Origin of the sequence: Psychrobacillus sp. FSL K6-1464 (genome assembly GCF_038003145.1) — a bacterium.
GTDB lineage: Bacteria > Bacillota > Bacilli > Bacillales_A > Planococcaceae > Psychrobacillus > Psychrobacillus psychrotolerans.
This window is the reverse complement of the sequence record NZ_JBBOOP010000001.1, coordinates 1,495,126-1,521,506: the sequence shown is the minus strand read 5'-3', so window position 1 is coordinate 1,521,506 and position 26,381 is coordinate 1,495,126. Positions and strand designations below refer to the sequence as shown.

The window sequence follows — 26,381 nt, the reverse complement described above, 5'->3', positions numbered from 1 at the left end:
GCACTTTAAAAACGAAAAGATTCTAACTATTTAGACTGATGTGCTTCTAATAACTCAGCTATTTTTTCCATTATTTTTTCAGTAACTTCATCAGCAGAAGCTTTTCTTTCACGATACGGCGCAATATCAATTGGTTCACCATAGACTACCTTTAACTTTTTAAAAGGTTTATAGGGGCCAATTATTGCGCAAGGAACAACATTAGCTTCCCCGCGTAAAGCAAAGAACCCTGCTCCACTAAATCCTTTTCCTAGCTTTCCATCTTTACTTCTAGTTCCTTCCGGAAATAAACCTACAACTTCCCCACTTTTTAAGAGTTTAATAGCTGTTCGAAGTGCGTCTCGGTCACTTAGCCCTCTTTTCACCGGGAAGGCGTTAACACCAGGTAATATACCTTTTAAAAGGGGTACATTAAATAATTCTGCTTTTGCCATAAAGTGAACAGGTCGTGGTGCTAGTATGCCTACCACCGGTGGATCCAAAGCATTAATGTGATTAGAACATAACAAAATCCCTCCATCTTTTGGGAAATGTTCTGTTCCAATAACTTCAAATCTATAAAGTGGTTTTAATGCTGAAAAAACAACCGTCTTTGCAAACGAATATAGATTCAAATTAAGACATCCTTTCTTTTGCTAGTTGCATAATTTTATTTGATACTTCATCAACTGTTAATAATGTTGTATCTATATAAATAGCATCTTCTGCCTGGATCAATGGCGATGCTTGTCTTTCACTATCTAGCTTGTCTCGTAAAGCAATCTCTTGTTTAAGTTCTTCTAAGTTTGTTTCAATTCCTCTATTTTGGTTTTCTAAATATCTTCTATTCGCTCTTTCTTCTACACTGGCGCTCATAAATATCTTCAGCTCAGCATCTTTTAATACATGGGTACCTATATCTCTACCATCCATCACGATGCTACCGTTTTTACCCATTTGCATTTGTCTCTTAACCATTTCTTCCCGTAACGTTGCATGTGCAGCAACAGCCGATACTGAAGATGTTACTTCTTTAGAACGAATTTCGTCCGTAACAGCCACTTGGTCAAGAAATACTAATTGACCCTCTGGAGAAGGCTTTAACTCAATTATAGTTTCTTTTAATAAAGCAGTTAATTTATCTTCATCTAGCAAATCTATGTTTTGTTGTAATGCTTTATACGTGATTGCCCTGTACATTGCACCTGTGTCTACATATGTATAACCTAATAACTCTGCGGTTTTTTTTGCTATCGTGCTCTTACCTGCTGCTGCTGGGCCATCTATGGCTATTTGTATTTGTTTTTTCACTTTATTTGCCTCCACTCTATTCCTATACATTTTATCATAGAACAGCATTAATGAGGAAAAAGCAAGCTTCTAAAATATAACTTGTTTTTTCCTTCAAATTTGAAGAGGTTACCCAAAAGTTTAACTTCTGGGTAACCTCTATTTTGATTTAACTCATTGTTTTCTTTCGGATCAATAGTTGACGTTCAAAACAGAATCTTACAATTTGTTGTTTGTCTAAGTCATCTGTATCCGTAAAATGTAAAGAAGCGATGGTTAAAGAACCTTTATCCCATATTCTAATCACTTGTGCTAGTGTGGAGACGTATTTAATATCTCCATTATTAAACAACAATGGAATTAGCAAGGAGACTTCATCACCTGCTTTAAAATTTACTGGCGAGTTTAAAATAATTGCTGTTCCTCCAGCGCTTATATCATCTGTGACAAATTGGTATCTTTCCTCTTCGAATTGAACGGATATATCAATAGAAGTATTAACACGGACGAAATCTCTTCGCTGAATTCGCAAAAATTCCGAATCCGGCGGTAATGCAAGCTTAATCATCGGTATTTGTTTAGACTTTTTACCTAGGACCTCTGTTTGAAATGCATAAACGGCTTTAGATTCTTCTACAAAGCTCGCTCTAAGCTGCATACCATCCATTAGGAAAACTGTTCTATTGGAAAGTGTATCCATGGGATAGTCGATATATATAAATTGATCATCTAAATCCACAACTTTACATTGATATTTTTCCGTTTTATCCGTAAAGGTTGGCTCTAATATTAATTGTGTTCCAAGTTTGATTTTCATAGGCAATCCTCTTTTAGTGTCATAATATATTTTCTATTATGACACTGAAATGGATATAATTCTATAGAAAAAAGCTCTACGGAAGTTTTTCTGCATGTAAAATTTCGTGGTTTTCAGTATCAATATAAATTTTATATGTGCCAATAGACTCGTTTACAGCTATCAATTGATAGGCCAAACGTTGTTGTAGCTGTTTATTTTCCACATATGCTAATCGCTCTTCTTCTACCGAAAAGTTACTTGAAAAAAGCTCCGCTTTATCGATTGGTACTATTTTTTGTTTATCAATTTTTTCTTTTTGAATGTATTCCATCGCATTTAAGCCAAGCAATTCTCCATTATCCTTCGCAATCTTTAATTGGATTCCATCTGCATAAATTAAAGCATCGTTATCCTCCGCTTTTCTTGCAAATGATAAATGCCAAGCAATCGAATTTTCACGATATTCAACCATCTCCGTGTCAGTAAATCCTAAAGTTTTAATATACTCAGCGGACTTATCTTTCATCTGCTGCACCGTTATAGTCGTCTTTTCAAAAGGTCTTTCCAATAAATAGGATAGTAAATGTCCGCCTTTTTTAGTCAAATCTGCGTATCCTATACGAATACCTTCATGAAATTGGATATGATAAAAAGGATAAGGTGCATCCTGTGAGCTTTCCGTTATGTGAATCTTTGCGTCCTTAAATTCTGGAAACAATTTAAAGAACTTTTCTTTTGCTTCCTCTGATGTAATATCGGCGTCTTTAATATGCTGTAAATCTTTTTTCTTTTGTTGATCCGCTTCACTTGCAGTCATTGGGAAATCGCTTTCTGTATAAGCTTTTACAGAGTTACCTAGCGACTTCCAACTCTTTTCGCCATTTTGATCTAATTTGTTCTGAACAAATGCTTTGACGATATAATCCTTACTCCCACCGTCTTTGTTTGTAAATGCCCACTGATTTGAAAGTTCCTGCAAGTTTTCTCTAGCACCAGCCATATTTTTTTGCCATTCTTCAATAGGAACCTTGCCGTCTTTGACTTGTGCAGCACCATTTCCTAATCTGTTTAGATAATTCATCCATATAGCAGATGTTTCGTTATTTATCGGCAATGCACTTATCGAAGTTCTTATATCCGAGGAAATCCTCCAAACATCATCTAAAGGCTGCTCTAATGCTTCCTTATCGGTAAACAGCATAGTCTGATCTACAGATTCTGTTAGCTTCGTCAATTTCTCTGAAGCTGAGGTCAATTGATTTGAATATTGTACTGCTAATGCATTCTCAAGCCTATTATTTTGAGACTGAACAGAGAAATGATACACAAGGAAGACTACAGCAACAGTAGACACGATAACCCATATAATTTTTTTCATTTTATCTCCTTATGAACAGAATATATGCTGTCCAATTGTTTTAATTTGTGGTCGGCTCCAAATCCACTTACTAGTTGCTGTTTCCGGATTAAAGTAATAAATAGCATTTTCAGTAGGATCCCAACCGTTGAGTGCATCTAATACTGCTTCCTTAGCCCGTTCATTTGGCTCAAGCCAAATTTGTCCATCCGCTACTGCAGTGAAGGCTAAAGGTTGAAAGATTACTTCCGAAACTGTATTTGGAAATTCAGGATGTTCAACACGATTTAGAATTACCGCAGCAACTGCCACTTGCCCTTCATAAGGCTCTCCACGCGCCTCTCCATATACAGCATTTGCAATCAATTTCAAATCTTTTTCCGAATATTGTGGTGGCAATTGCATATTTGTGCTTTCTTCTTTTTTGTTTTTTACTTGTTTATCTAGATCAATCCCACCGTAATACGTAAAACTATTTCCTTTATTTATTTGTTCGTGTACAAATTCTTTATCGTAATCCGAAACACCTACTAGTTTTTTCTTAGTGTCTTGTCCTAATAGTCCATCTATCGGCAGACCGTATTTTTCCTGGAAATTCCTTAATGCCCAGTAGGTACTATAACCAAACTTGCCATCTATCTCACTCTTATAAAATCCGATATACTGTAATCTTGCCTGGAGTTCAATAACGTCGTCTCCATAGGCACCTCGTTCTAATGTCTGAGCAGAAAAAGCCTGGGTAGTTGGTTGCTCACTGATAAACGAATAACTGAATGTACAAAATAGTAAACTAATCAGGATGTACTTTAGTTGTTTCAAACGACATCTCTCCTTTTTTCTTAGCATGGAGTAAGATGCGCCAAATTATACAAAAAAAGTCTAGCATTTGCTAGACTTTTTCTTCTACATAATATTCATGATTTGCATATCTTTTTCTACGAGATAGAACATGAGCTTTTTTAACTTTGGATAAACTAAACAACCACAAAAACAACATGAATGGTACCATCAATAAAAGCTCTAGTCCTGTAATACTTAATATACTATTATAAATAGTATGTAAGAACAGCGGTGCTATTAATGCAAACAATATTTCATAACGAGATTTAGTTAAAGTAGTAAATTTCGCTCTACCGATATAATATCCCATTAAAACACCAAATAGCGCATGACTGGAAACAGGTAGAATTGCACGTAAGATAGCTTCATCCATACCAAAGTTCAATAAATATAGTATATTTTCCACAGTCGCAAAACCTAGTGCTACGCTAGCACCATATAATATGCCATCATAGGGATCATCGAATTCCACATGTTTGTAGATAGCGACAATTAGAACTAGCCATTTAAAAAACTCTTCTAGTGCACTCGTTACAATAGCTTGATGGATAAATAGAGAAGAAAAGATCTGTTCCTCTTGAAGAACATGTTGAATAAATAAAATTGGAAACGTTAATATGGCGCCATATATAAATGTATGTAACAATAATCTGGAGGGTTCTGCAGAAATTTCTTTTCGCAAGTAAAAATAGCTTAACAGTGCTAAAGCAGGGGCTATTGCAACGGAAAGTAGTATAAACATAAACTTACTCCTTCCATTTCATTATTACTATTATACCTTAAATACGCAAATTTTGGGAGGTACTTACTCACTATGAAAACTATTTTATTAATTCACACAGGTGGTACGATATCCATGCAAGTACATGCAGAAACAGGAGCTGTTGTACCAGCAGATCAAAATCCACTTTTAATCGAGGCAGAAAAACTTAGATCATTAGCTAATATTGTGGAAATAGATGCTTTTAATCTCCCTTCTCCTCATATAACACCTATCGAGATGATGGAGCTAAAACAGCTTATTGACCAATATATTTTATCGGACAATATTGATGGGGTTGTTATTACACATGGTACAGATACATTAGAAGAGACTGCCTACTTTTTGGATCTCACAGTAGATACGGACATTCCCATTGTCCTTACAGGTGCCATGCGTTCATCCAATGAGATAGGAGCTGACGGGCTATATAACTTGTTATCAGCGATACAAGTGGCTTCTTCGGATGATGCAAAAATGAAAGGTGTACTAGTAGTATTAAACGATGAAATACATACTGCAGAAAATGTGACGAAGACTCACGCTAGCAATGTTAGTACTTTTCAGAGTCCGCAATATGGCCCAATAGGATTTATATCTAAATCAATAGTACATTTTCACCATTCTCCCAATCATCGTCTTGTTTTTCCAATTGAGCATATCGATAAAAAAGTTGCATTGTTTAAAGTGTATGCAGGAATGGAGCCAGACTTGCTACAAGCATCGATTGATCTTGGATATGATGGAATAGTATTGGAAGGTTTAGGGCAAGGAAATGTACCCCCTCGCCTTGTCTCTGTGATAGAAGAAACATTAAATAAAGGGATTCCGATTGTATTAGTCTCCAGATGCTTTAATGGAATTGCGCAAGATGTGTATGGTTATAAAGGTGGCGGAAAAGGTCTTAAAGATGCAGGTGTGATTTTTGCACAAGGATTAAATGGACAAAAAGCTCGCCTTGCTTTACTAATTGCACTGAACCATCCTGATCCGCTAAAAGCGATTGAGTATATTTTTTGAGTTGTGTTTTAGGAAGATAAAAAAAGAGTAGCTGACGTAACTGAGTTTACGTCATGCTACCTTTTTTATGTTGGTTAATAGTGTTTATAGGGATTTGGAGAGAGACGTCTTTTACTTACGTTCAATTGCTGAATACTCGCTCTTAATGTACTGATACTTGCGGATGATTGTGATTGACTTCCTCTATATCCATCATAAGATGATTTTTGGGTTAGTCAGTTTGCTTATTATTTTTTCTTTTAATTTCGTTTGCAATCTGATCCCCATGGAATCGTCCATTTTCAATGAAAATTTCATTTGCGTTATTCCCTGCCGCAATAACACCTGCTATGAAAATTCCTTCTACATTTGTTTCCATTGTTTCTGCATCAAAGGATGGTCTACCTGTAGCTTCGTCAATATCCACACCCATTTCCCTTATAAATGCATGATCAGGATGATACCCAGTCATTGCAAATACAAAGTCATTCGGTATTTGAAACTCGCCTGTTTGACCACTCTTTAGCGTTACCTCAGATGCCCCTATTTCTATTACTTCTGTATTAAAGTGCATTTGTACTTCCTTATTTCTTACAAGACCATCAAACTCCGGAAGTACCCAAGGTTTTATACTTGGTGAATACTCATTTCCTCTATATGCTACTGTAACATTGGCTCCTGCTTTGTTCAGTTCTAAGGCTGCATCTATCGCAGAATTTTTCCCACCTATTACTAATATATCTAATCCAAAGTAGGGATGCCCCTCTTTGAAATAATGACGAACTTTTGCTAATTCCTCGCCTGGTATGTTCATATAATTTGGATGATCATAATAGCCAGTTGCAATGACTACATACGTTGCCAAATAAGTTTCTTTAGATGTATATACTAAAAAATTATTTTCTTGTTTCTCTACTTTTAGAACTTGTTCGTATTTATGAACATCAATGTTTTTAAGTTTTGCTACTTCTCGGTAGTAAACCAAAGCTTGATTTCGTTTTGGTTTTCTCTCTTCTACTATGAATGGAACATCACCTATTGATAATTTTTCACTTGTGCTAAAAAAGGTCTGATGTGTAGGATAATTATAAATAGCCTCTACAACATTTCCCTTTTCAATTACAATGGTTTTTAGTCCAATATTTTGTGTAGAAATAGCAGCTGATAACCCACAAGGACCTCCCCCTACTATTAATACATCTACTTGTTGATACACCCAAAAAACTTCCTTTCTTTTATTCACTTAATGTCTTCCACTTATGGTAATGAGATGGCATTCAGATTTCGCTCCAAGTCGAAGTGGAACTGCCGTTGTGCCATAACCATTGCTAATGAGTTCAGCACTATTTTCTTTTTCTCTGTAGCTTCCTTTTTCATAAATTCCAAATGGTCCAAAGCGTATTTGGCCGCCATGAAGATGACCAGCTAAAAGAAGATGTGGCTTACTTATTTTTTTAGCATTATTGAAATAGGCTGGAGCATGGGTGACAAAAACGATGACATCGGATTCTTTAACATCCTTGAAAGCCTCATACATTTTTACTTTCCCTTCGAAACCATCGTTAATCCCAACAATGCGTAAGGAAAATTTATCTTTTTCAAACTCAACAGACCGATTTTCCAATATATAAACAGCATGTGCTTCTAAGATATCACTTAAGTTCTGCGCACCAACTTCTCTGTCATTATTCCCAAATACGTAACAAGTATTTCCAAGCTTAGCAAGCTGCTTAATATTTTCATTTGTTCTTTCTAAAGGAACGCCTCTTTCCGTCAAATCTCCACCTATTACAACTATATCTACTTTACCGATGAGGCTTTGAATTAGCTTATCACTTATTTTTCTTCTGTGAATATCTGATATGAAAAAGACACGAAATTGAATATCTTTTGTCCACTCATTGATATACAAAGAATGGGTATGAACGTTAGTTTGAAAAGCTAAAAATAACATATATAAGAAAAGCAAAATTACGATAGACAACAAAACACTAATAATCCATACAACCAATTCTATACCCCCAAACAACATGGAAAAGGACAGGGAAATTCCCCTGCCCTGCACTTGTGCAATTGATCATTCTACTCTTCTTTATCAATGTGTAGTACACGGAAACCTGACTTTTCTAAATCAGCTAAAATTCGATCCATTTTTGAATCATTTTCAATCTTTAATACAATGCGTCTAAATAATTTATCGGTCTCATCAAAAGTTACGATTGAAATAACAGAGGCATGGTATTTATGAAGGACATCTGTCATTTTTTGAATCCGTCCTTCTGATTCCACCGAGGTAAATGTAATACGCGTTCCTTTACTATTCATACCAAATGCACTTTTAAACTGTTCTACTGCATCATAGCGTGTAACTAATCCAAGGAACTTCCCTTCCTCAACAACAGCAAGGACTGGGAAATCATGAAGCTTAATCATTGCGTTTTCGAAAACATCCTCGTAACCAACAAAAACATCTTCGTTTGTCATAATATCCGTAACTTTCGTTTGCTCCATGAAAGCTTCTTTATCCAATTTACTATAAAAATGAGCTTTATATAAAAGATATTTGTTGAACATACCAACATATTTCCCATTATCTAAAATAGGTAAAGCATCCATTTCTTTTTCTTCAAGTAGACGAAGAGCCGATGAGACTATTGTACCTACTTGAACTGTTACACATTTTTCTTTTGGGATCATAACACTTTTTACAAACATTTTAGCACCTCTTCCAACTTAGGATATACTTTATATATTCAACATTTAAAAGAAATATCCTTCTTTCTCTATGTTTAAGGTAGTACTAACTTTTGACCAACTGAAATTTCATTTGAAGACAGGCCATTAGCAGACTTTATCTTTTCGACAGCATTTCCATCCTTATAATAATTGACCGCTATCCGATATAGTGTTTCATTTTCCTTTACGATATGCGTTCTAGAACTAGCAACTTCGGTAGGTTCCGTTTTCTCCACCGCCGCTGGTTCTTTCTTAGGCTCTTCCACAACTACCTTTTTTGGCTCCTCTTTGACTACTTCTGCAGGCTTTTCTGCTTGCTGCTCCGTTGTTTCAGGAGTAACAGGTTCTGTTGGAGTCACTTCTTCTTTTGTTTCGTCTTTTTTTGTTCCGTTATTAATTGATTGTGTTTCAACATGTATCGCATCATTTTTCACTACTTCCGCCTTGTTTGGATCGGCTTGATAGAAAAATTGTACATAGATAAATATACTAACTGGTATTAATATGAAAACACAAAATACGGTAGGAATTAATAGGTTCTTAGATTTCTTCTTGGGTTTCTTATTTAAACTTCTACTTCTTCTCATGTTATTAGAATCGTCATCTTGTCCTATGGATTGTCGATGTTCGTCGATTTTTTTTTGGTAATCATCTTGGTTCATTTTACTCAAACTCCATTTCTGCCATCATTTCTACTTCTATTATGACGAATATTGTAGAAAAAGTAAACTTATCAAATGTATTATGTAGGAAGGAGGATATTTAACCTTTTTTTCCAATTTAATTCTTCTTGACTATTCTTTTCCTCTGTTCGTTTTTGTAAAATATTCGCAGCTTCCATCTTACATTTGGAACAACAATAGTACGGTTTCTCTATCAATCTTTGGTCAAAATAATGAAGTAGTTGTTGTCTTATACATATATCATTTCGTATCATGGTATAAAATTTTTGTATATCCTGCCACTTTTTTTGTTTTATATCCTTAAATAATTCAATTGTTTCATGTTCGTTTAAACGTTCTTTCCAGTAAGTAAGAATTCGGGTCGTTGTTTCTGCTTGTTCGACTTCAGAATAAGAAGATTGGTAAGCAATTTGAATGTCTTGTTCCTCAGGGAAGTCTTGCATCGTAACGTAAAAAGTTTGCTCCACATCCGTTGGAGTATACAAAAGAGAAGCGATTGCTTGTTTTCCATCTCTCGCAGCCCTTCCAACTTCTTGCATGTACCCCGCAATCGAAGTTGGAATATGATCATGAATAATTTGTCTTATATTATCTTTGTGTATACCCATTCCAAATGCATTTGTCGCACAGATCCACTCTAGTTGCCCTTGCTGAAATTGTTGTTGGATTAATATTCTATCACTTTGTTCCATTTTAGCATGATAAAATCCAACTGAAATCCCTTGTTCTCGCAGTGCTGCTGCATATGTCTCTGTCTTTTTACGAGACTGTGTATAAATTATTCCTGGCCCCTCTGTGGAGGTGACTCTGCCTAGTATCCACTTCATTTTTTGTTGTTGGTTATCTACCTCTATCATTTCATAGGCTATAGCCGGTCGATCAAGTGAATGAATATATTCAAATGGTGCATTCATTTGTAGAGTTTTTTTAATATCATCCACCACTTCGGCTGTCGCAGTAGCCGTTAAGGCTAGAACGTTCACCGAACCAATTGATTGGAGCCAAGTGGAAATCCTTAAATAATCTGGTCTAAAATCAAAGCCCCATTGTGAGATACAATGTGCTTCATCTGCCACTACATAAGCAATAGAAAGTTTTCGAAGTGCTAGGTTAAATTGTTCATTTTGCAGCATCTCGGGAGAAGTAAATATGAATTTATAGTCAGCTAATCGACGAATAGCCATCTCCTTCTCCTGAAAAGATAAAAAGGAGTTAATAGCAATAACTCTTTTTTCACCAAGTATTTTCAATTGTTCCACTTGATCTTGCATAAGGGACAAAAGAGGTGACACAATAACCACAGTACCTTCCATCAGATAAGCAGGTAGTTGGTAGAGAAGTGATTTCCCCATTCCTGTAGGAAGTATTGCGATAACATCTTTTTTTTCTATTATTTGTTCAATTATTTCTTGTTGACCAGCACGAAAAGTAGCATGGCCAAATCTTTTCTGAAGAATTTCATTTAATTTATCCATGAATTTGTTCTCCCTTTGTTAGTGCTAAACGTACTTGAAAATAAGTTAGTTCGGGTAATCTATTTTTTATCACAGTAAGCTTTTTCGTATGTAACTCTTTGGATAAATGAAGAATCTTTTCAACTTGCTCACTCGATATAAATGCCGAAACAGAGAAATTTTTATCGGATGAAACTATTTCAATTACATGATCTTCTATTGTGTTAATCTTTAACTTTCTTATTCTAGCTATTTCCTCCATTGTATACCCTTTTTCAAAAAGACTATTCGTTTTAAAAGCAGAATCTGTGAGAGGAGTGTCTAGATGAATACCTTTTGCTAAAGAAAACAACAAAGGACTAGTATTTATATCAATATTGTCCAATATATTATGTAAGCACTCTAAGAAATTTATCTTTGCGTTCATATCAGTTAAATCATAGTAACGAGACAATTGTTCCCAAGTCAAGCCAGTTTTGTTATATCCACTAAGTCGATAAACAAATAATGTCCTGTGTAAATCATTTAACAAAGGACTTTCAAGCAATCGGAATATCTCTTGCTTTATATCATTACTCAAGTTAAATTCACGAAAGTTATGTTGGATGAGGAAGTCCTTGACGAAATTCTGAATAGCCATATCCTTTTGATTTGGCACAAATTTTTTCTCTTTTGCTTGGAACTGGGACAAAGTTTGGATCACTAAGTCCAATCTTTTCCAAAATAATTGTTCCCTCCCTCTGTATTCCCAGCCATTGAATAGAAACTCTTTACCTTCCACTACTGTAGCTATTCCTTTTTCTGTAATATAGACGAGTGATTCCTCTACCTGAATTAGACCACGGTTATGCAACTCATTAATTTCAATATCATAGTCTTCCTTCGATAATTGTGGGAGAATAGAGAAAAAAGCATGAAGTTGAAAATATGTCACATCTTGAATAGTTTGTCCTGATTTTTTACCTTTTAATAAATAATAAGGAGCATTCTCAGAACGTTGTCCGGATAACTTATGTATAATAAATAGTAATATTTGATGAAAATGCATAGGAATACCTCTCTTTTCTGAAGTATTTTGGTTGAAATATAGGGAAAACATCTTTAGAATGAATACGATAGCATATTCGTGTTAGTAGTTATAAAGGAGAGAATATAATAATGGCAAAATATACAATTGTAGATAAAGATACATGTATAGCGTGCGGAGCATGTGGAGCCGCTGCCCCAGATATTTATGACTATGATGATGAAGGTATTGCCTTCGTTATTTTAGATAATAACATGGGTACAACAGAAGTTCCAGAAGAACTAATGGAAGATATGGAAGACGCTTTTGAAGGCTGTCCTACTGATTCTATTAAAGTCGCAGATGAATCATTCGAAGGCGACGCACTGAAATACGAATAGTATATGGAATGGTGGTTGTGACTTTGTCATAATCACCATTTTTCATTCTAATAATATCAGACAACTAGACGCTAGGTCGGTCAATATCCGTTTCAATTGTTTTCGCATGGCTTTGGACAGACTTATTACTATCGTTTGACTGTCTCACCCTTCTACAACATTTAGAAACAGGTAAGGGCGTTTTTAGATAACTAGAGATAAGATACTTTCTTATTCTTAGAGGTGATGGATGACAGTCTAAGTACGCGACATCCTGTCGCAACGACTGCCTGACCCGCATCGTGCGAGCCCGAAGATGCAATTTCGTTCACTCGTTTGCTTCTTTATTTTGGCAACACTTACTATTTCTCTTTATTTCCACTAATGTACGAGAAATCTACCTTCTTACCTATCAATGGAGAATAACATTTAATTCAAAAGTGAATACAAATAACTTTTCCATTTCTAAGATTTTAACACTCTTGTGACTTAAGCGATAAGCTATGTTAAATCTTCTTGTTGGGTACTACCCGTTTATTTGATTGTAGCGCAAGGTGACGACTCCAGCGGGTAGCTTGAGCTGAAGACCCCACAGAAGCGCAGCGAACGAGGAGGCTGAAGCCAAGCCCGCGGAAAGCGTCCGCCTGAAGCGAAAATCAGTATTATCATTCTTTCTTTTCAGCTCCATGAACCAAGTATATTTTCTTTTTAAAAAAAGTTGTTCCTCCTAGTGGAGAAACAACTTTTTGTTAATTTGTATTAGGTTTCATATATGAACTAGTTACTTTATCAAGCAATGGCTTCATTCGTTTGAATAAAACAATCATCACGATCGTTACTAATATACCTTTAATAAGATTAAATGGTAATATACCAAAAATGATCGTATTAAACAAAGCAGTGCCTGTTTCCATAGGGAAATTTAAGAAATAAGCGTACATTGGTAAAAATACATAATAATTTAGTACACTCATCCCAATAGCCATAGAGACTGTACCTGCTCCGAGTCCTGCCATAATGCCTTTGGACGAAGTAACTTTGCGATAAATCAAATACACAGGTGTGATAAACAAGATACTAGTTACAAAGTTAGCCATATGACCAACAGGTACACCAGTTGGACTTCCTGCAAATAACCAATCTAGCACATTTTTTAAAAATGCGACTAAAATTCCTGCAACTGGTCCCATTGTGATTGCAGCGATTAATGCTGGTATATCACTAAAGTCCACCTTTAAATAAGCCGGTAAAACCGGTAATGGAAATGCAAGTAGCATTAAAACAAAAGAAATACTACTCAGCATTGCGACTGCAATAAGCATTCGCGTTTTGCCTTTTAACATAAATCCTCTCTCCTTTTGCGATTCACTCCACAAGAAGAAAGGTTCAGAACGTTTGCATACTTAAAAAATCCCTCGAACTTATAGAAGTTCAAGGGAGAAATAAGGTACACTTTAATAAGCGTATCCGTATAAGCATACGAAAAACGACTGCACCTTCACCTTCTCCCATCCAGACTATACTGTCGGCTTTGGAATTTAACCAAATCAACCTGTTAAGGTTCGCGGGCTGAAGAAATAAATTTCTAATACCGCCGGTCGGGAATTGCACCCTGCCCCGAAGATGAATCAATATTTTGTTGTCCTCCAAGAATATATCTTGAATTAATAACATTTTATCAAATTAAAACAATATATGCAACAGACCTGTTTGCAACTGAGAATACTAGGCAAATTTATGTTATGGGCGATAATAAAAATTTAAGGGCTGTATCGGATTGCTTATGGGCGGTATTCGAAGCCTTATGGGCTATTTTCACAAATGTATGGGCTATCACATATATCTTAAAACAAAAATGCCAAGCTTAAGTTAATAAGCATTGGCATTTTTTTATTATTGAATTGTTTGCATAGTAAAACCATTTGGCCCCACTGGAACTGGAAGTGGACTAGAAAAATCTATTTCATTCCATTTTTCTTGTACGATATTCTCTAATCGGATAGTTTGATTGAAGCTTGCAGCTGTAAGCGAGAAAGCTTCTATCAAACGGGATGCCTCACTTGCATTTAGTGATTCCAAATCTAAAGGCTCATCAAAATGTACAACAAGTCCCTTATCTTCCTTAACTGAATAAGTTACATCATTCGGAATAACAGAAGTATAAATTTCATTTTCAGGATTTTTCATCCCCTGCAATGCTTCTAATAGTGTATTGAAAGTTTTATTGAAGTTTGGCGTTAAATAGGTCACTTGATTAAAAGCCTTATATGCAAAATAATTTACCTTCTGCTCTGTGCCAGTTAACACCAAAGGTTCATCTATAGTCCCTACTTGATCCCATTCGATTGGGGATCCATCTTCATTTACTCTTAAGAACGAATCAAAATCGGTAAAGACCTCATTGATTGAAGAGATGTATGGTACAGCTGTTCCAGGTGCAGAATCGTAGCCATGATCTGCTGGTAAGTAATGTTTTAATATTTTACCTTCTGCTATAAAGTAGCCTTTGTAAGGATGATATTCTTGGAAACCAAGAGAAGTTTCGTCAATCTCCAAAGCATACTGATTATATAATTCTAAGCTACTAGGTTCCATATTTGGAAAATCCGCTTCTATTTTCTCTTGAGGAATGACAATCGTGATTGGTACAGTGAGCGCATTTTCCAATAGAGAAAAATGAAATACCGTTCCATCACCTAAATCCTGCTCATAAACAGAAGTAAAAGTCCTATCAAATGGGGCTAATTCTACATTAGGAGCTAACTTTTCAGACATAGTTGTCATACCAACAGATTCTTCTTCTTTAGCATCCATAGAGGATTCCTCTGGTACTTCTAGAGTTCTCATTTGATCGTCTGCTGTGGTCGATTCTTCGACAGTATCAGCTGTGGAGCTCTCATTGTTATTTATATAGGAAGAGACGAGTACGGTTAATAATAATACAGATGCTACAGAAATGATAAATGGTAGCCATTTGTTCATAGACACCTGTATTCGTTTACGTTGCTCAAATTTCTCTTGCGTTTCTATTTTTGACTTAAGCTGCTGGTAAATTTCTTCTTTTGAGCGCTTATCTGTAAACTTGGGCATCTTTTTTAATAGTTCATCTAATTCACGGTCTTCTGCTTTTTTCTCACTCATGATGAACATCTGCCTCCTTTTGCTTATCAGATAATCGCTCACGAAGTGCTTTTATTGCACGATGTTGCGTTGTCTTCACTTTCCCTTCGGACCAATTTAAGATTTCCGATGTTTCTGCAATCGAAAGCTCCTGGAAATACCGCATTATAATAACCATTTTCTGATCTCCCGTACAATCATCCAACGCAACTAATAATGTTCTCATCTCATCATTGAGCTGCACTAAATCTTCCGGTAGCATATCTGAAGATGCAAGTTGCATCGTTTCCCAGTCAAATGAGTCAAATAATCTCTTTTTCCGGACAGCTTGTTTTCTAAAATGGTCAATTGCTATGTTTTTGGCTATTGAGAATAGCCATGTTTTTTCTGAACTTTTCCCCTCGAAGCTACTATAAGCTCTGAGTACTCGTACATATACTTCTTGGACCAAGTCTTCCGCAGTTTGTCTATTTTTCACCAAATATATGAGAAACTGAAAAACGTCTTGATGATAGGTATCATACAAGCGGTGGAAAACGGAGTCATTCATATGCTCCCCCCGTTCTATCAATTAGTCGTTTCAAGTAAGTATTTGTTACACGGTTTCTATTGGCAATTTAATGATAAAGGATGTTCCTATCCCTATTTCGCTTTCCGCTGATAACACACCATCATGTCGTTCTACTATGTTTTTAGCAATAGCCAATCCTAAGCCTGTGCCACTTTTTCCCCTTGTTCTGGCTTTATCTGCTTTATAAAAACGTTCAAATACATATGGAAGATCTTCTTTCGGAATCCCATACCCTGTGTCGATAACCTTTATAACGAACTCTGTGTCTGTCATACTCAATTGCACGGTAACAGAACCATTTTCTGGAGTATGTCTAAGTGCATTATCGATTAAATTGGTTAGTACTTGCTCCATACGATCCTCATCTAGATGCATGGATAAGTTTTCTGTCAGGTTATGTTCAAAGTACAAGCCAATATCTTTTTCTTTAGCAGCCTGGTCAAATTTTTGCGTAATTCTTTCAATTGTCGGAACGACTAGAACGTTCTCTTTATATATACTAAGATATCCTGACTCTAAGCGTGCCAAATCTAACAATTCGGTTACTAATCTTCCCATTCGCTTAGATTCATCATATATAATACGCATCATTTCATTTTTGTCTTCTTCCGTGGTCACTACATTATCGATTATTGCTTCTGAATACCCATGAAGCATCGAAATAGGAGTTCTTAACTCATGTGAAACGTTCGCGATAAAATCTGATCTCATTTTATCTAAACGATGTTGTTCCGTCATATCACGAAGCACGATTACTGCTCCTCGAACGACATTTCCACTTGAATATAAAAGGCTTATAGATGCTGCAAAATAGGATCCTTTAATCTCTAATTCTTCGTCAAACTCTTCTTTTACTTCAAACACATATTCCAATAAGTGCTGGAGCTCAGCAGGAAGTTTAGAATCTTCTGTTGCTTCCAAACTTTTATACCACTTATCCAATAGAAGATCTGCCTGAGGGTTTTTAACTTGAACTTCAAATTTCGTATCAAAAGTAATAACAGCATCCGTCATAGACGTTAATATACTTGCTAATTGTTCCTTTTCTTGGTTAATCACTTCTACATGATGCTTCAATTGTTTACCCATCTGGTTAAAGGCGATTCCTAGTTCCCCTATTTCATCTTTTTGAAGATACGGAACTTTTGTTTCAAAATTACCTTGCGCCAACTGGATTGCTGCTTCTCTCATAGATCTTAGTGGTAATGTAATTCGTGAAGTTAAAAAGAATGTGAACATCGTAGTTAAAAGTAAGGCGATAAATCCAGATAAGAAAACAATTTTCGTAGTACTATTTGTCGTTTTACTGACAACCTCTAAACTTTGATAGATAAAAACAGCACCATGGATATTTTTATTGGATTCTAAAGGTGCGGCTAAAATGATATAATCTTCCATCCGATCCTCACTATTTATAGCGGGCATTAGCATTTTTTTGACGATTGGTTCATTAGATGTATATATTTTAGATAAGTCCTTATCATCCAATATCTTTTCCTGTACTACCTCTTTGTTGAGGCCCTCATGGATAGACAAAAAAATGGACTCAGAATTACGTACAATTAATGTATTCGTTTCTGTACCTAATATATCTCGGATTATTTCAAACGAATCTTCTACATTTTCATGTTGCTCAACTATTTTCCCTATGGTCACTGCTTCTTTGCGAAGGGTGTCCTCTGCTTGTTCTGTATGGAAATCTCCTAAAAATTCAAGTAATAAAACGGTTACAATAAATAACACAAATAAGACGAGAAGCAATATGGTTCCCCATAGCTTCCCGACAACACTATTCCAAAGTCTATTCATTTATAACCTCAAATTTATACCCAACACCCCATACAGTTACAATCATTTTAGCAGACTTTTCGGAAACTCTGTTTAACTTTTCACGCAACCGTTTTACATGAGTGTCAACTGTTCTTAAATCACCGAAGAAATCATAATGCCAAACTTCTTTTAATAATTGCTCGCGATCAAATACTTTGTCTGGTGCTTTTGCTAAGAAGTAAAGTAATTCATATTCCTTAGGAGTTAAACCTACCTCTACACCATCTGCAGTTACTCTATGAGCATCATGATCTATTGTAAGGTGTGGAAAAACTACTATTTCTTTAGAAATAGACGATCCTTGTGAAGGTGCAAATGCAGTAGAACGTTTTAACAAAGCTTTTACTCGTAACACCACTTCTCTAGGGCTGAACGGTTTCACTATATAATCGTCTGCTCCTAGTTCAAAACCTTCTACGCGATTAGCTTCTTCCCCTTTAGCTGTCAATAATATAATAGGAGTTTCTTTATGAACACGTAGTTCTGTCATCACTTCTATACCATCTTTTTCAGGCATCATTATATCTAAAAGGATACAATTATAATCATATTCTAAGGCTAACTTTAATGCGACTTCCCCATTCTCAGCTTCTTCTACTTCGTAACCTTCTCGCTCTAAATACATTTTCAAAAGACGACGAATACGTTCTTCATCCTCAACTACTAGAAGTTTAATTGTTTCAGACATAGTTTTATCAAACCTTTCTATCAACATCTACTTTACATTGTACAATTACTGTATCCAAAATGAAAGAAAAGCCCTTCCCCCCTTGTTATATAAAGAGTAAAGAGCTTTCCACAAGTACACACATTCTGTTTCGTTTCTGTCTAGTTAGCATTTATAAAAGCTTACACTTTTTTAAGCGTATGAATGTAATCCTGCTAAAATTAGATTTACTGCAATCAAGTTAAACATAATTATGATGAATCCGATTAAAGCGATCCAGGCAGACTTCTTACCTTCCCAACCTTTTGATAAGCGAAGATGTAAGAACACTGCATAAAATAAGAAAGTGATAAGTGCCCATACTTCTTTTGGATCCCAGCCCCAGAAACGCGACCACGCTTCATGTGCCCATATCATAGCAAATATTAAGGCCCCAAGTGTAAACACAGGGAATCCAATTAATACGGAACGATACCCAATTTCATCCATCAATTGAGAATTAGACTTTTTCGTAAGTGGTTGTAATACAGTTGCAAGACGCTTACGTAATATTAAACGAAGTAATAAATAGATTACAGAACCGATTAGAATCGACCATACCACAGTAGTTAATTTTTTAGCATTTACTAGTGGTGGCATTTCAATAAGTGGATCTAATGCACCTTCTGTAATCGCTACTGACTCATTCATACCAAAAAGCGCTGGCATTGTATACTCAATATTATGCTCTGTTTCATCTTTACTTATATACGAGTACTCTGCACTGTAATCCGCAAGTGAAAATGACAGCGTGGAAACAACAAATCCTACAACAAGTACTAAAACATACATAACTGCCTCAATCCAAAAGCGTTCTTTGGATTTTTTTGTCAGGTCAATATTTTTCAACAAGTATATAAATCCTGCTACTGCACTTATTGCTAAAATTGCCTCACCCATTGCGGCAGTGATTACATGAATAGTCAGCCAGTAACTTTTCAAAGCTGGTATTAATGGTGTAATTTCTGTCGGGAACATGCTTGCATAAGCAATGATTAACACGGCAATTGGTAAAGCAAACAATCCTAGAGCAGGTGTTTTATATATAAAGTATATAAGAATAAATGCTCCTACAACCATCATCCCAAATGCAGTAGTAAATTCAAATAGATTACTTACAGGAGCATGTCCTGCAGCAATCCATCTAGTGATAAAATAACCAATATTAGCGATAAATCCTAAAATGGTAACGGTAATCGCTAATTTCCCCCATCTATCAAAGGACTTGGTAGTTTGAGTATTTGAAGATTTTACTGCTCCTCCAAATAAAAACGTAGCAATAAGATATGCTACAAAAGCTATAAATAATAATGTACTACTTAAGGATGCCATATCCATTATGTTAAACTCCTTCCACTTTATCCACTTTTTCTTCTAAAGAATCTATATCTTGTTGATCTAGATATTTTGGAAGATGAGCTACATCTGTAACCTTGTCCAAATCTCTCTTAACACTCAACCAGTTTTTGTTTGTATGCGCGGCAATAACCGTTTGTCCATCTTCTAATAACTGAATCCAAATTCGACGGTGATTCCAGTACGCCCCTTGTGCTACACCAATCATGAAGATAAGGCCTCCAAGTGCAAGAAGTGGAAGTGTTAAATCCTTACGAACTGTTAAACCAGATACGTCTCTTGTTTCGACACTTTGGAATGCAATTTTATGTTGGTTTTCCCCTAAAGGTTCTACTGTCTCTTTAATCATGACAAAACTTGTTTCCCCTTTAGGAAATTCAGGGCTATACATTTTGATTAGAAATGCTGGGTTATTAGGAAGCGGTGATTGAGATTGCGGAACCCCTTCTTCAAATCCAGTAAAGTCTGCATAATAGTCCATTACTTCAACTTTATAACCATCATTTAGTTCATAAATGGGTTGTGGATCAGCTAGATCGATTGTAAATTCTCCAAAAGATTGTTGTGTTTGTTTATCCTGTAACTGGAAAGTCATCGTTGCTAACTCATCCAATCGGAAGTCCATTTGGAACACCGAGAAGTTATCGAATTTAATTGGTTTATTTACTTGAATAGAAGCTTCTTTTTCAAATGTTAAATCCTCTGTATGACCTGCAACAGCGCCTTCAGGACCCTTATACAAAGCTACATCTGTTTGATAGTTCTTTGCAATTGTACCCACTCGATCAATCGCTTCACCATAAACTTCTTTGGATTCTTCTTTCGAGTATGTCTCATAAATAAATTCTTTACTCTCTAAAAAGTATCCATGGGTTTCAGGTACATAAAGTGTTTCTCCTTCACGTAACCACATCGTTTCATCCACATAGAAACCAGGAAGTGCGCGTAGCATTACACCAAAAAGGAATATGATAAGTCCTAAATGGTTTACGTATGGCCCCCAACGTGAAAACCGTCCACGTTCAGCCAATATAGCATTACCTTCACGTTTCACATTGTATTTAAGCTCTTTAAGCTTTTCTTCCGCTTTAAGTAGAGACTCTTCTGAAACATCAGCTTTACCAATACCATAAACACGTTGTCGTTTTAAGAAACTGATATGCCTTTTTGTCTTTTGTTTTTTTAGAGATTTATATAGTGGTATGACTCTGTCTAAACTTGCGATAACTAAGGAAATCCCTAGCATACCTACCAATCCCTGGAACCACCAAGAGCTATATAAGTCCGATAAGCCAAGCTGATAATATAGCGTTCCAAATGTGCCATAAATTCGCTCATAATATGCTGCAATATCCGTTTCATTTGTTGCAGGCACATAAAATACTTGTGGAAGTATCGTTCCAATCGCGGCTGCAACTAAAATAGCAACAATTATCCACATACCTACTTTTACACTGGAAAAGAAATTCCATACTTTATCAATTATCGTCTTATTATACGTTTGAGACCGTCTTGCAGATCCTTCATAGCGCATATCTACAATTTTTTTTTCTTTTGTCTCATCATTTAATGGACGACCACAGCTCTCACATAATTCTGTACCAGCTGGATTCACGTTTCCACATGTACAAACTATCTTGTCCATTTTTAAAGACTCCTTCATGAAGGTTTAATTTGATCCATAAAATTCGCAATATCTTCTTCAGTCATTTCGCCTTTTATAATTTTTTCAATTTTACCTTCGGGATTGACCAAAAATGTTGTTGGTAGTGGATCAATATTATATGATTCCATTACACTTTTATTGCGATCAATTGCTATAGGGAAAGTTAAACCATATCGATTTAAAAAGCTATTTACCTTAAGATCTGATTCACCAATATTAATGGCCAGTGTTTGAACACCTTTATCAGTAAATTCTGCGTATTGGTTGTCCATCGCCGGCATCTCTTTTGCACAAGGCTTACACCATGTACCCCAGAAATTCAAAAACACGCCTTGTCCTTTATAATCAGACAAACGTCTTTCCGTACCATCCATGTCTACTAAAACAAAGTCCGGAGCTTTATCTCCTACTTGCAATACAGCATTTTTCTCTTTATTTAGGTTGGAGTATACGGTAAAAACTATAGCTACGACGAGTACTGCTAATATAGCGGTTCTCATATAAAATCTTTGCTTTTTAGATTGAGCCAATTTGCTAACCTCCATTTCCAAGCATAATCATGAATAATTATAACAAAATTTACAATTTAAAAGAGCCTTACTTATGAAGGCTTTGTGAACACTCAAAATTTATTTACCTATTTTTCCCGTCTCTGCTAACACTCTCATTTTCTTCACTTCATGATTAGTCAATTCTCTCCACTCGCCAGCATTTAAGCCATGAAGCCCTAAGAAACCAAATTGTTCTCTTTTTAGTTTTTGAACAGGAAAACCTATTGCATCGAACATTCTACGTACTTGACGGTTTTTCCCTTCATGTATAGTGATCTCTACAATTGATTTATCCGCTTTACGCTCAGAGGATAATAACTTAACTTTAGCAGGAGCTGTTTTCCCGTCTTCTAAAACGATCCCACGCTCTAATGGACGTAATTGTTCCTTCAAAGGTATCCCTTTTATACGAGCTACATATGTTTTATCTACTTTATATTTTGGATGTGTAAGCGCATATGAAAAATCGCCATCATTCGTTAAAAGTAGCACTCCTGACGTTTCATAGTCCAGTCTTCCAACAGGATACAAACGTTCTTTTACATTAGGTAATAAGTCCGTCACTGTTTTTCTGCCTTTATCATCTGATACTGCAGAAATCACTCCACGAGGTTTATAAAGTAGATAGTATACTTTTTGCTCTTTTTCTAATTTTACCCCTTCTACTTCCACTACATCATTGTCAGACACTTTTAACCCTTGCTCCGTGACTACTTTACCATTCACTTTCACTTTTCCTTGCGTAATCATTTCTTCTGCTTTTCTTCTTGATGCCACACCTGCATGTGCGAGCACTTTTTGTAATCTTTCCAATACATTCACCTCGTCCATTCTATCCAATTCATATGACTGAATTATGTCATACTTTGGGGGAAATTAAAAGAAGACAGTCTTTTATAATAACTGTCTTCTTTAGAATTTATTTAATTTTCTTTACTTCAAATTTTAATGCGACCTCATTATTTATCGTAACATTCCAAAGATAAGGTTTTTTCTCTGAAGATTTACGTGGAATGATTAACACATTTTTGGCTTCCTCTTGTTCTTCTTTTTTTAGTAAAAGGAAATAATCTTTCTTAACTTCTATAACCTGTTTATCCAACAAGCGATACTTTCCTTTTTCTACAACTTTCACATTGTCATATGACTGAAAAACATTTGTCGCAAGAGAAGAGTGCGTATTCCAATCATTCGAATGGTTTAATGTTACAACAATCACTTTTTTTCCATCGTCTTCAAAATAAGTCACAAGTGTTCTCCCAGCTACTTTTGTATAACCTGTTTTTCCGGCAATAGCAAATTTATTGTAGTGTAATAATTTGTGCTTATTTCTCCATGAGACAGATTTTTCCTTTGGTTTATAAGTTTTAGCAGAAGCAATTTTTGTAAATGCTTCATTTTGCATTGCCAAGCGAAACATATTAGCCATATCTAATGCAGAAGCATAGTGTTCCTCATGATGAAGTCCTGAAGGATTAGTAAAATGAGCATTTTCTAACCCAGCCAACTGTATCTTTTCATTCATCAACTTAGTAAAACCGTCTATTGAGCCACCTGTATGCTCAGCAAGCGCATAAGCTGCATCATTTCCTGAATGTAACAGCAATCCATACAATAAGGATTCCACCGTCCAAACCTCTCCTGCTTGTAGATATAGGGAGGACCCCTCTTGAGTTGCCGCAGCATTGGAGATGGTTATCTCATCATCTAGCGGAACATTATCCAACACCGTTAAAGCAGTCCATACTTTAGTTAGACTCGCAATAGGAAGCTCTGCGTTAGCATTGCTACCTTCTAATAGTCTTCCCGTACTTGCATCAATAACAACATAAGAAGATGAAGCCTTTGCCTCATTCACATTCCACAAAAGAAACAGCAACAAAAATAATCCTAATTTTTTATAAATGAACCATACTCCTCATTCAATTATTTCTACCCTTCAAATGTCTCTTGAAATTTTGTCATAAACAAATCTGTGTCTTCCATTTCATCAACAGATAAGTCTTCTGGAAGCGGTGGAAGTGCTTTAATATCTTCTAATCCAAAGTACTGTAGAAATTCATTGGTCGTTCCATATAAAATAGCTCGACCCGTCCCATCTGCCCTACCTACCTCTTGTATAAGACCTTTAGCAGAAAGAGTATGAATTGGTCGCTCCGACTTAACTCCCCGAATTTCCTCCATTTCCACTCTTGTAATAGGTTGCTTATAAGCAATAATAGCTAGCACCTCAAGAGATGCCTGAGACAATGACTGCGGTGTAGGATTTTCTACTAGCCTTTGGATAATTTCTATATTTTGTTGTTTTGTTACTAACTGATAAGTTCCTGCTAATTGCTTTATCTCAATACCTCTACTGCTATTCAGTTTGTATTCTTGCATCATTTCGTGGAGTACCTGTTCTATTTCCTCTTCTTTGGAACTTGTTAAAAATGCTAATTGTTTTTTAGTTAGCCCATCCTCACCACTTACAAATAATAGGCTTTCTAAATTACTCATCAATTTCATCTTGGAATTCACTTTCGATATCTCCCTTTCGCAACTGTACAAACAAATCATCAAAATTACTTTTTTGCTCCACTGAAATAATCTGGCGTTTCATCAATTCCAGTAGGGACAAAAAAGTAGTGACAATCGTTTGTTTATCTCTAGTTGGAAACAAATCATAAAATGATAGTTTCCCTCCACCTTTTCTTAATACGTCAATGACATTTTTCATCTGAGCTTTAATGGATATATCTTGCTTACTTACTCTCGTATTAAGAGGTGCGTTTAGTTGTTTCCTACGTAACATTTTTTGAAAAGCACCAAGCATATCGTACACATTTGCGTCTAGTTCGAGTAATTCAATTTGTTTACTAGTTTGGTATTCACTTAAATCGGTTGGTGGTCTAGAATAATAGAGTGAACGGGTTTCCTCCATCTCATGCAAGTTTTCTGCCGCTTCTTTATACTTCTTATATTCTATTAATCTTTGTACGAGTTCATCCCTAGGATCTGCTAAATCCACATCGAAAGCATCGTCCATATCATCGTCTTGGTGAATTGGTAATAACATTTTACTTTTAATAGATAGTAAGGTTGCTGCCATTACTAAGTATTCACTGGCTTCATTGAGTTCTAGTACTCGCATGGCGTGAACATGATCCATATACTGTTCTGTGATTTCTGCCATTTTAATATCGTATATATCTATTTCCAAACGATTTATTAAATGTAATAATAAATCTAGAGGGCCTTCAAACGCATCTGTTTTTACTTCATAAGACATAAAACTCCACCTAATATCGATTTTTAACATTATTATAGAGGAAAGGTGATTGCATTGCACCCTACATTTCATACTAGTTTTGTGTCATTTCTAAAACATTTCAATGAAACCTTCGATTATTTTGAGTGTCATGAGTTATTGGAAGACTATTGGAAGGAAGTTTCCCCAAGACATAAAAAACACGCATTGACTGCTTTAATCTTGTTAGCAACTTCTATGTATCACTGGCGTCGCGGGAATTTTAGTGGAGCGATTAAAACGATGAAAACAAGTTTAAAAAGAATGGATGAAACAAAGAACTCTCCTTTCTTTGAGAACATCAACTACCAAAAGTTAACAGAAAATATGAATCTCGCACTTGAATTAATGACTAGTAGTCAAGACTTCCAAACATTCTACATTGAGGTAACCAATCCTTCTTTACAAACGTTAGTTAATAACCTCGATATAGAAATGAACGATGATTTACATTTTCTTATTCATAAACATATGCTTCGAGATCGCTCTGAAATACTGGAGGAACGGGATAGAGAGAAAAAAAAGAGAGATGACTTATAAGGTTCCAAGTCATTCTCCTTCTTTTTTTGTTTGGCATTTAGTATAAAATGATTCAACATCCTCTGATGGCTTTATAGAAGTTGTTTGAAGGACAGTTGGCAGTTTTAGCAACATTTCTTTTCCAAGTCCTTCTCCGCGATGGGAAGGATTGACCGAGATGTGTTGTATAACTGCTTCAGTATCTTCCATCCGCACCCCTATTAACCCTACTAAATCGTCCTCTTTCTTCCAAAGAAACAAATGCCACAATGGATTTGTCTCATACTCATGAATTGTTTCTAATAGTTTTTTTACATCTTTTTCGTGGGGCATAAAGGAAAGTAGTCCCATTGAAATTTTCTCAAATGTTTTTTTATAGCGAAGTAGCATCATTAAAACCCTCTTTTAATTTCATGGCTTGGTTATAATTTATCGCAAAATTATACGTTCAGATTCATAGATTCTATAAACGCATTATTTCACATTAAAT

The 26,381-nt window shown here is 35.7% G+C and carries 28 protein-coding genes and 1 riboswitch; of the genes, 3 read left to right on the top strand and 25 right to left on the bottom strand.

Annotated elements, in window-relative coordinates:
• Positions 1-26 precede the first annotated feature (26 nt).
• The 6 genes from MKX39_RS07430 to prsW form a co-directional block, all read right to left on the bottom strand.
• Positions 27-614: a lysophospholipid acyltransferase family protein gene (locus MKX39_RS07430; RefSeq protein ID WP_093534775.1), complete on the bottom strand. Its 588-nt coding sequence runs from the start codon at positions 612-614 to the stop codon at positions 27-29.
• Position 615: 1 nt separating this feature from the next.
• Positions 616-1,290: a (d)CMP kinase gene (cmk, locus tag MKX39_RS07425; protein WP_175496167.1), complete on the bottom strand. Its 675-nt coding sequence runs from the start codon at positions 1,288-1,290 to the stop codon at positions 616-618.
• 148 nt (positions 1,291-1,438) lie between these two features.
• Positions 1,439-2,086, bottom strand: a complete 648-nt coding sequence (locus MKX39_RS07420) for a flagellar brake protein (RefSeq protein WP_340768965.1) — start codon at positions 2,084-2,086, stop codon at positions 1,439-1,441.
• Positions 2,087-2,162: 76 nt separating this feature from the next.
• Positions 2,163-3,446 carry a PepSY1/2 domain-containing protein gene (locus tag MKX39_RS07415; RefSeq protein WP_340768963.1) on the bottom strand — a complete coding sequence of 428 codons (1,284 nt, stop codon included), beginning with the start codon at positions 3,444-3,446 and terminating at the stop codon, positions 2,163-2,165.
• A gap of 9 nt (positions 3,447-3,455) precedes the next feature.
• Positions 3,456-4,271 (bottom strand): spore cortex-lytic enzyme, encoded by an 816-nt coding sequence (gene sleB / locus MKX39_RS07410; protein WP_419958320.1) that lies wholly within the window; start codon positions 4,269-4,271, stop codon positions 3,456-3,458.
• 43 nt (positions 4,272-4,314) lie between these two features.
• Entirely contained in the window at positions 4,315-5,007 is a 693-nt protein-coding gene (gene prsW, locus MKX39_RS07405) for a glutamic-type intramembrane protease PrsW (protein ID WP_093534783.1), read from the bottom strand.
• A gap of 72 nt (positions 5,008-5,079) precedes the next feature.
• On the opposite strand from prsW, the gene MKX39_RS07400 reads away from it, so the two are divergent.
• Positions 5,080-6,045 carry an asparaginase gene (locus tag MKX39_RS07400; RefSeq protein WP_093534785.1) on the top strand — a complete coding sequence of 322 codons (966 nt, stop codon included), beginning with the start codon at positions 5,080-5,082 and terminating at the stop codon, positions 6,043-6,045.
• Between the two features lie 211 nt (positions 6,046-6,256).
• Here MKX39_RS07400 and MKX39_RS07395 read toward each other — a convergent pair whose 3' ends face one another.
• From MKX39_RS07395 to MKX39_RS07370, 6 genes are all read right to left on the bottom strand, one after another.
• Positions 6,257-7,267 carry a YpdA family putative bacillithiol disulfide reductase gene (locus MKX39_RS07395; protein ID WP_340768961.1) on the bottom strand — a complete coding sequence of 337 codons (1,011 nt, stop codon included), beginning with the start codon at positions 7,265-7,267 and terminating at the stop codon, positions 6,257-6,259.
• Positions 7,268-8,035: a metallophosphoesterase gene (locus MKX39_RS07390; protein ID WP_340768960.1), complete on the bottom strand. Its 768-nt coding sequence runs from the start codon at positions 8,033-8,035 to the stop codon at positions 7,268-7,270.
• A 71-nt stretch (positions 8,036-8,106) separates the two neighbouring features.
• Positions 8,107-8,739, bottom strand: coding sequence for a CBS domain-containing protein (locus tag MKX39_RS07385; RefSeq protein WP_093534789.1), 633 nt, complete (start codon positions 8,737-8,739; stop codon positions 8,107-8,109).
• A 74-nt stretch (positions 8,740-8,813) separates the two neighbouring features.
• The gene (locus MKX39_RS07380; protein WP_093534791.1) at positions 8,814-9,422 is read right to left on the bottom strand and encodes a LysM peptidoglycan-binding domain-containing protein; all 609 of its coding nucleotides are present in this window, start codon (positions 9,420-9,422) and stop codon (positions 8,814-8,816) included.
• A gap of 80 nt (positions 9,423-9,502) precedes the next feature.
• Positions 9,503-10,918 carry a RecQ family ATP-dependent DNA helicase gene (locus MKX39_RS07375; RefSeq protein WP_340768958.1) on the bottom strand — a complete coding sequence of 472 codons (1,416 nt, stop codon included), beginning with the start codon at positions 10,916-10,918 and terminating at the stop codon, positions 9,503-9,505.
• Positions 10,911-11,945: a helix-turn-helix domain-containing protein gene (locus tag MKX39_RS07370; RefSeq protein WP_340768957.1), complete on the bottom strand. Its 1,035-nt coding sequence runs from the start codon at positions 11,943-11,945 to the stop codon at positions 10,911-10,913. Before MKX39_RS07370 ends, MKX39_RS07375 begins: the two co-directional genes overlap by 8 nt.
• 110 nt (positions 11,946-12,055) lie before the next feature.
• Here MKX39_RS07370 and MKX39_RS07365 point away from each other — a divergent pair, with 110 nt between their 5' ends.
• On the top strand, positions 12,056-12,304 hold the full coding sequence (locus tag MKX39_RS07365; protein WP_093534797.1) for a ferredoxin: 249 nt from the start codon (positions 12,056-12,058) through the stop codon (positions 12,302-12,304).
• 728 nt (positions 12,305-13,032) lie between these two features.
• Here the strand turns inward: MKX39_RS07365 and MKX39_RS07360 are convergent.
• From MKX39_RS07360 to MKX39_RS07305, 12 genes are all read right to left on the bottom strand, one after another.
• Positions 13,033-13,626: an ECF transporter S component gene (locus tag MKX39_RS07360; protein ID WP_093534799.1), complete on the bottom strand. Its 594-nt coding sequence runs from the start codon at positions 13,624-13,626 to the stop codon at positions 13,033-13,035.
• A 153-nt stretch (positions 13,627-13,779) separates the two neighbouring features.
• Positions 13,780-13,912: riboswitch (FMN riboswitch) on the bottom strand.
• Between the two features lie 264 nt (positions 13,913-14,176).
• Positions 14,177-15,424, bottom strand: coding sequence for a hypothetical protein (locus tag MKX39_RS07355; RefSeq protein WP_340768956.1), 1,248 nt, complete (start codon positions 15,422-15,424; stop codon positions 14,177-14,179).
• Positions 15,417-15,953, bottom strand: a complete 537-nt coding sequence (gene sigX, locus MKX39_RS07350; RefSeq protein WP_093534803.1) for an RNA polymerase sigma factor SigX — start codon at positions 15,951-15,953, stop codon at positions 15,417-15,419. Before sigX ends, MKX39_RS07355 begins: the two co-directional genes overlap by 8 nt.
• 45 nt (positions 15,954-15,998) lie before the next feature.
• Entirely contained in the window at positions 15,999-17,783 is a 1,785-nt protein-coding gene (locus tag MKX39_RS07345; protein ID WP_340768954.1) for an ATP-binding protein, read from the bottom strand.
• Positions 17,776-18,492 carry a response regulator transcription factor gene (locus MKX39_RS07340; RefSeq protein WP_093534807.1) on the bottom strand — a complete coding sequence of 239 codons (717 nt, stop codon included), beginning with the start codon at positions 18,490-18,492 and terminating at the stop codon, positions 17,776-17,778. The genes MKX39_RS07345 and MKX39_RS07340 overlap by 8 nt, the downstream gene beginning before the upstream one ends.
• Before the next feature lie 171 nt (positions 18,493-18,663).
• Entirely contained in the window at positions 18,664-19,848 is a 1,185-nt protein-coding gene (gene ccsB, locus MKX39_RS07335; RefSeq protein ID WP_093534809.1) for a c-type cytochrome biogenesis protein CcsB, read from the bottom strand.
• 4 nt (positions 19,849-19,852) lie between these two features.
• Positions 19,853-21,511, bottom strand: coding sequence for a cytochrome c biogenesis protein ResB (gene resB, locus MKX39_RS07330; protein ID WP_093534811.1), 1,659 nt, complete (start codon positions 21,509-21,511; stop codon positions 19,853-19,855).
• Between the two features lie 14 nt (positions 21,512-21,525).
• On the bottom strand, positions 21,526-22,062 hold the full coding sequence (gene resA, locus MKX39_RS07325) for a thiol-disulfide oxidoreductase ResA (RefSeq protein WP_245762618.1): 537 nt from the start codon (positions 22,060-22,062) through the stop codon (positions 21,526-21,528).
• A 99-nt stretch (positions 22,063-22,161) separates the two neighbouring features.
• The gene (locus MKX39_RS07320) at positions 22,162-22,896 is read right to left on the bottom strand and encodes a pseudouridine synthase (protein ID WP_093534815.1); all 735 of its coding nucleotides are present in this window, start codon (positions 22,894-22,896) and stop codon (positions 22,162-22,164) included.
• Positions 22,897-23,002: 106 nt separating this feature from the next.
• The gene (locus MKX39_RS07315) at positions 23,003-23,962 is read right to left on the bottom strand and encodes a D-alanyl-D-alanine carboxypeptidase family protein (RefSeq protein WP_340768952.1); all 960 of its coding nucleotides are present in this window, start codon (positions 23,960-23,962) and stop codon (positions 23,003-23,005) included.
• A 53-nt stretch (positions 23,963-24,015) separates the two neighbouring features.
• On the bottom strand, positions 24,016-24,603 hold the full coding sequence (gene scpB / locus MKX39_RS07310) for an SMC-Scp complex subunit ScpB (RefSeq protein ID WP_445678019.1): 588 nt from the start codon (positions 24,601-24,603) through the stop codon (positions 24,016-24,018).
• The gene (locus MKX39_RS07305) at positions 24,575-25,354 is read right to left on the bottom strand and encodes a segregation/condensation protein A (protein WP_093534819.1); all 780 of its coding nucleotides are present in this window, start codon (positions 25,352-25,354) and stop codon (positions 24,575-24,577) included. The genes scpB and MKX39_RS07305 overlap by 29 nt, the downstream gene beginning before the upstream one ends.
• Positions 25,355-25,408: 54 nt before the next feature.
• Between MKX39_RS07305 and MKX39_RS07300 the strand changes: the two genes are divergently transcribed.
• Positions 25,409-25,912 (top strand): DUF309 domain-containing protein, encoded by a 504-nt coding sequence (locus MKX39_RS07300; protein WP_340768950.1) that lies wholly within the window; start codon positions 25,409-25,411, stop codon positions 25,910-25,912.
• 9 nt (positions 25,913-25,921) lie between these two features.
• On the opposite strand, the gene MKX39_RS07295 is transcribed toward MKX39_RS07300, so the two are convergent.
• On the bottom strand, positions 25,922-26,281 hold the full coding sequence (locus MKX39_RS07295; RefSeq protein ID WP_340764425.1) for a GNAT family N-acetyltransferase: 360 nt from the start codon (positions 26,279-26,281) through the stop codon (positions 25,922-25,924).
• Positions 26,282-26,381 lie beyond the last annotated feature (100 nt).

Coding starts and splice junctions, on each gene's coding strand:
- MKX39_RS07305 (WP_093534819.1), bottom strand. CDS start 25,354: ATGTCTTATGAAGTAAAAACAGATGCGTTTGAAGGCCCTCTAGATTTA.
- MKX39_RS07355 (WP_340768956.1), bottom strand. CDS start 15,424: ATGAGTGAGAAAAAAGCAGAAGACCGTGAATTAGATGAACTATTAAAA.
- MKX39_RS07380 (WP_093534791.1), bottom strand. CDS start 9,422: ATGAACCAAGATGATTACCAAAAAAAAATCGACGAACATCGACAATCC.
- MKX39_RS07360 (WP_093534799.1), bottom strand. CDS start 13,626: ATGTTAAAAGGCAAAACGCGAATGCTTATTGCAGTCGCAATGCTGAGT.
- MKX39_RS07370 (WP_340768957.1), bottom strand. CDS start 11,945: ATGCATTTTCATCAAATATTACTATTTATTATACATAAGTTATCCGGA.
- MKX39_RS07415 (WP_340768963.1), bottom strand. CDS start 3,446: ATGAAAAAAATTATATGGGTTATCGTGTCTACTGTTGCTGTAGTCTTC.
- sigX (WP_093534803.1), bottom strand. CDS start 15,953: ATGAATGACTCCGTTTTCCACCGCTTGTATGATACCTATCATCAAGAC.
- MKX39_RS07340 (WP_093534807.1), bottom strand. CDS start 18,492: ATGTCTGAAACAATTAAACTTCTAGTAGTTGAGGATGAAGAACGTATT.
- MKX39_RS07420 (WP_340768965.1), bottom strand. CDS start 2,086: ATGAAAATCAAACTTGGAACACAATTAATATTAGAGCCAACCTTTACG.
- prsW (WP_093534783.1), bottom strand. CDS start 5,007: ATGTTTATACTACTTTCCGTTGCAATAGCCCCTGCTTTAGCACTGTTA.
- MKX39_RS07345 (WP_340768954.1), bottom strand. CDS start 17,783: ATGAATAGACTTTGGAATAGTGTTGTCGGGAAGCTATGGGGAACCATA.
- MKX39_RS07385 (WP_093534789.1), bottom strand. CDS start 8,739: ATGTTTGTAAAAAGTGTTATGATCCCAAAAGAAAAATGTGTAACAGTT.
- MKX39_RS07400 (WP_093534785.1), top strand. CDS start 5,080: ATGAAAACTATTTTATTAATTCACACAGGTGGTACGATATCCATGCAA.
- MKX39_RS07375 (WP_340768958.1), bottom strand. CDS start 10,918: ATGGATAAATTAAATGAAATTCTTCAGAAAAGATTTGGCCATGCTACT.
- MKX39_RS07365 (WP_093534797.1), top strand. CDS start 12,056: ATGGCAAAATATACAATTGTAGATAAAGATACATGTATAGCGTGCGGA.
- ccsB (WP_093534809.1), bottom strand. CDS start 19,848: ATGGATATGGCATCCTTAAGTAGTACATTATTATTTATAGCTTTTGTA.
- sleB (WP_419958320.1), bottom strand. CDS start 4,271: ATGCTAAGAAAAAAGGAGAGATGTCGTTTGAAACAACTAAAGTACATC.
- MKX39_RS07295 (WP_340764425.1), bottom strand. CDS start 26,281: ATGCTACTTCGCTATAAAAAAACATTTGAGAAAATTTCAATGGGACTA.
- resB (WP_093534811.1), bottom strand. CDS start 21,511: ATGGACAAGATAGTTTGTACATGTGGAAACGTGAATCCAGCTGGTACA.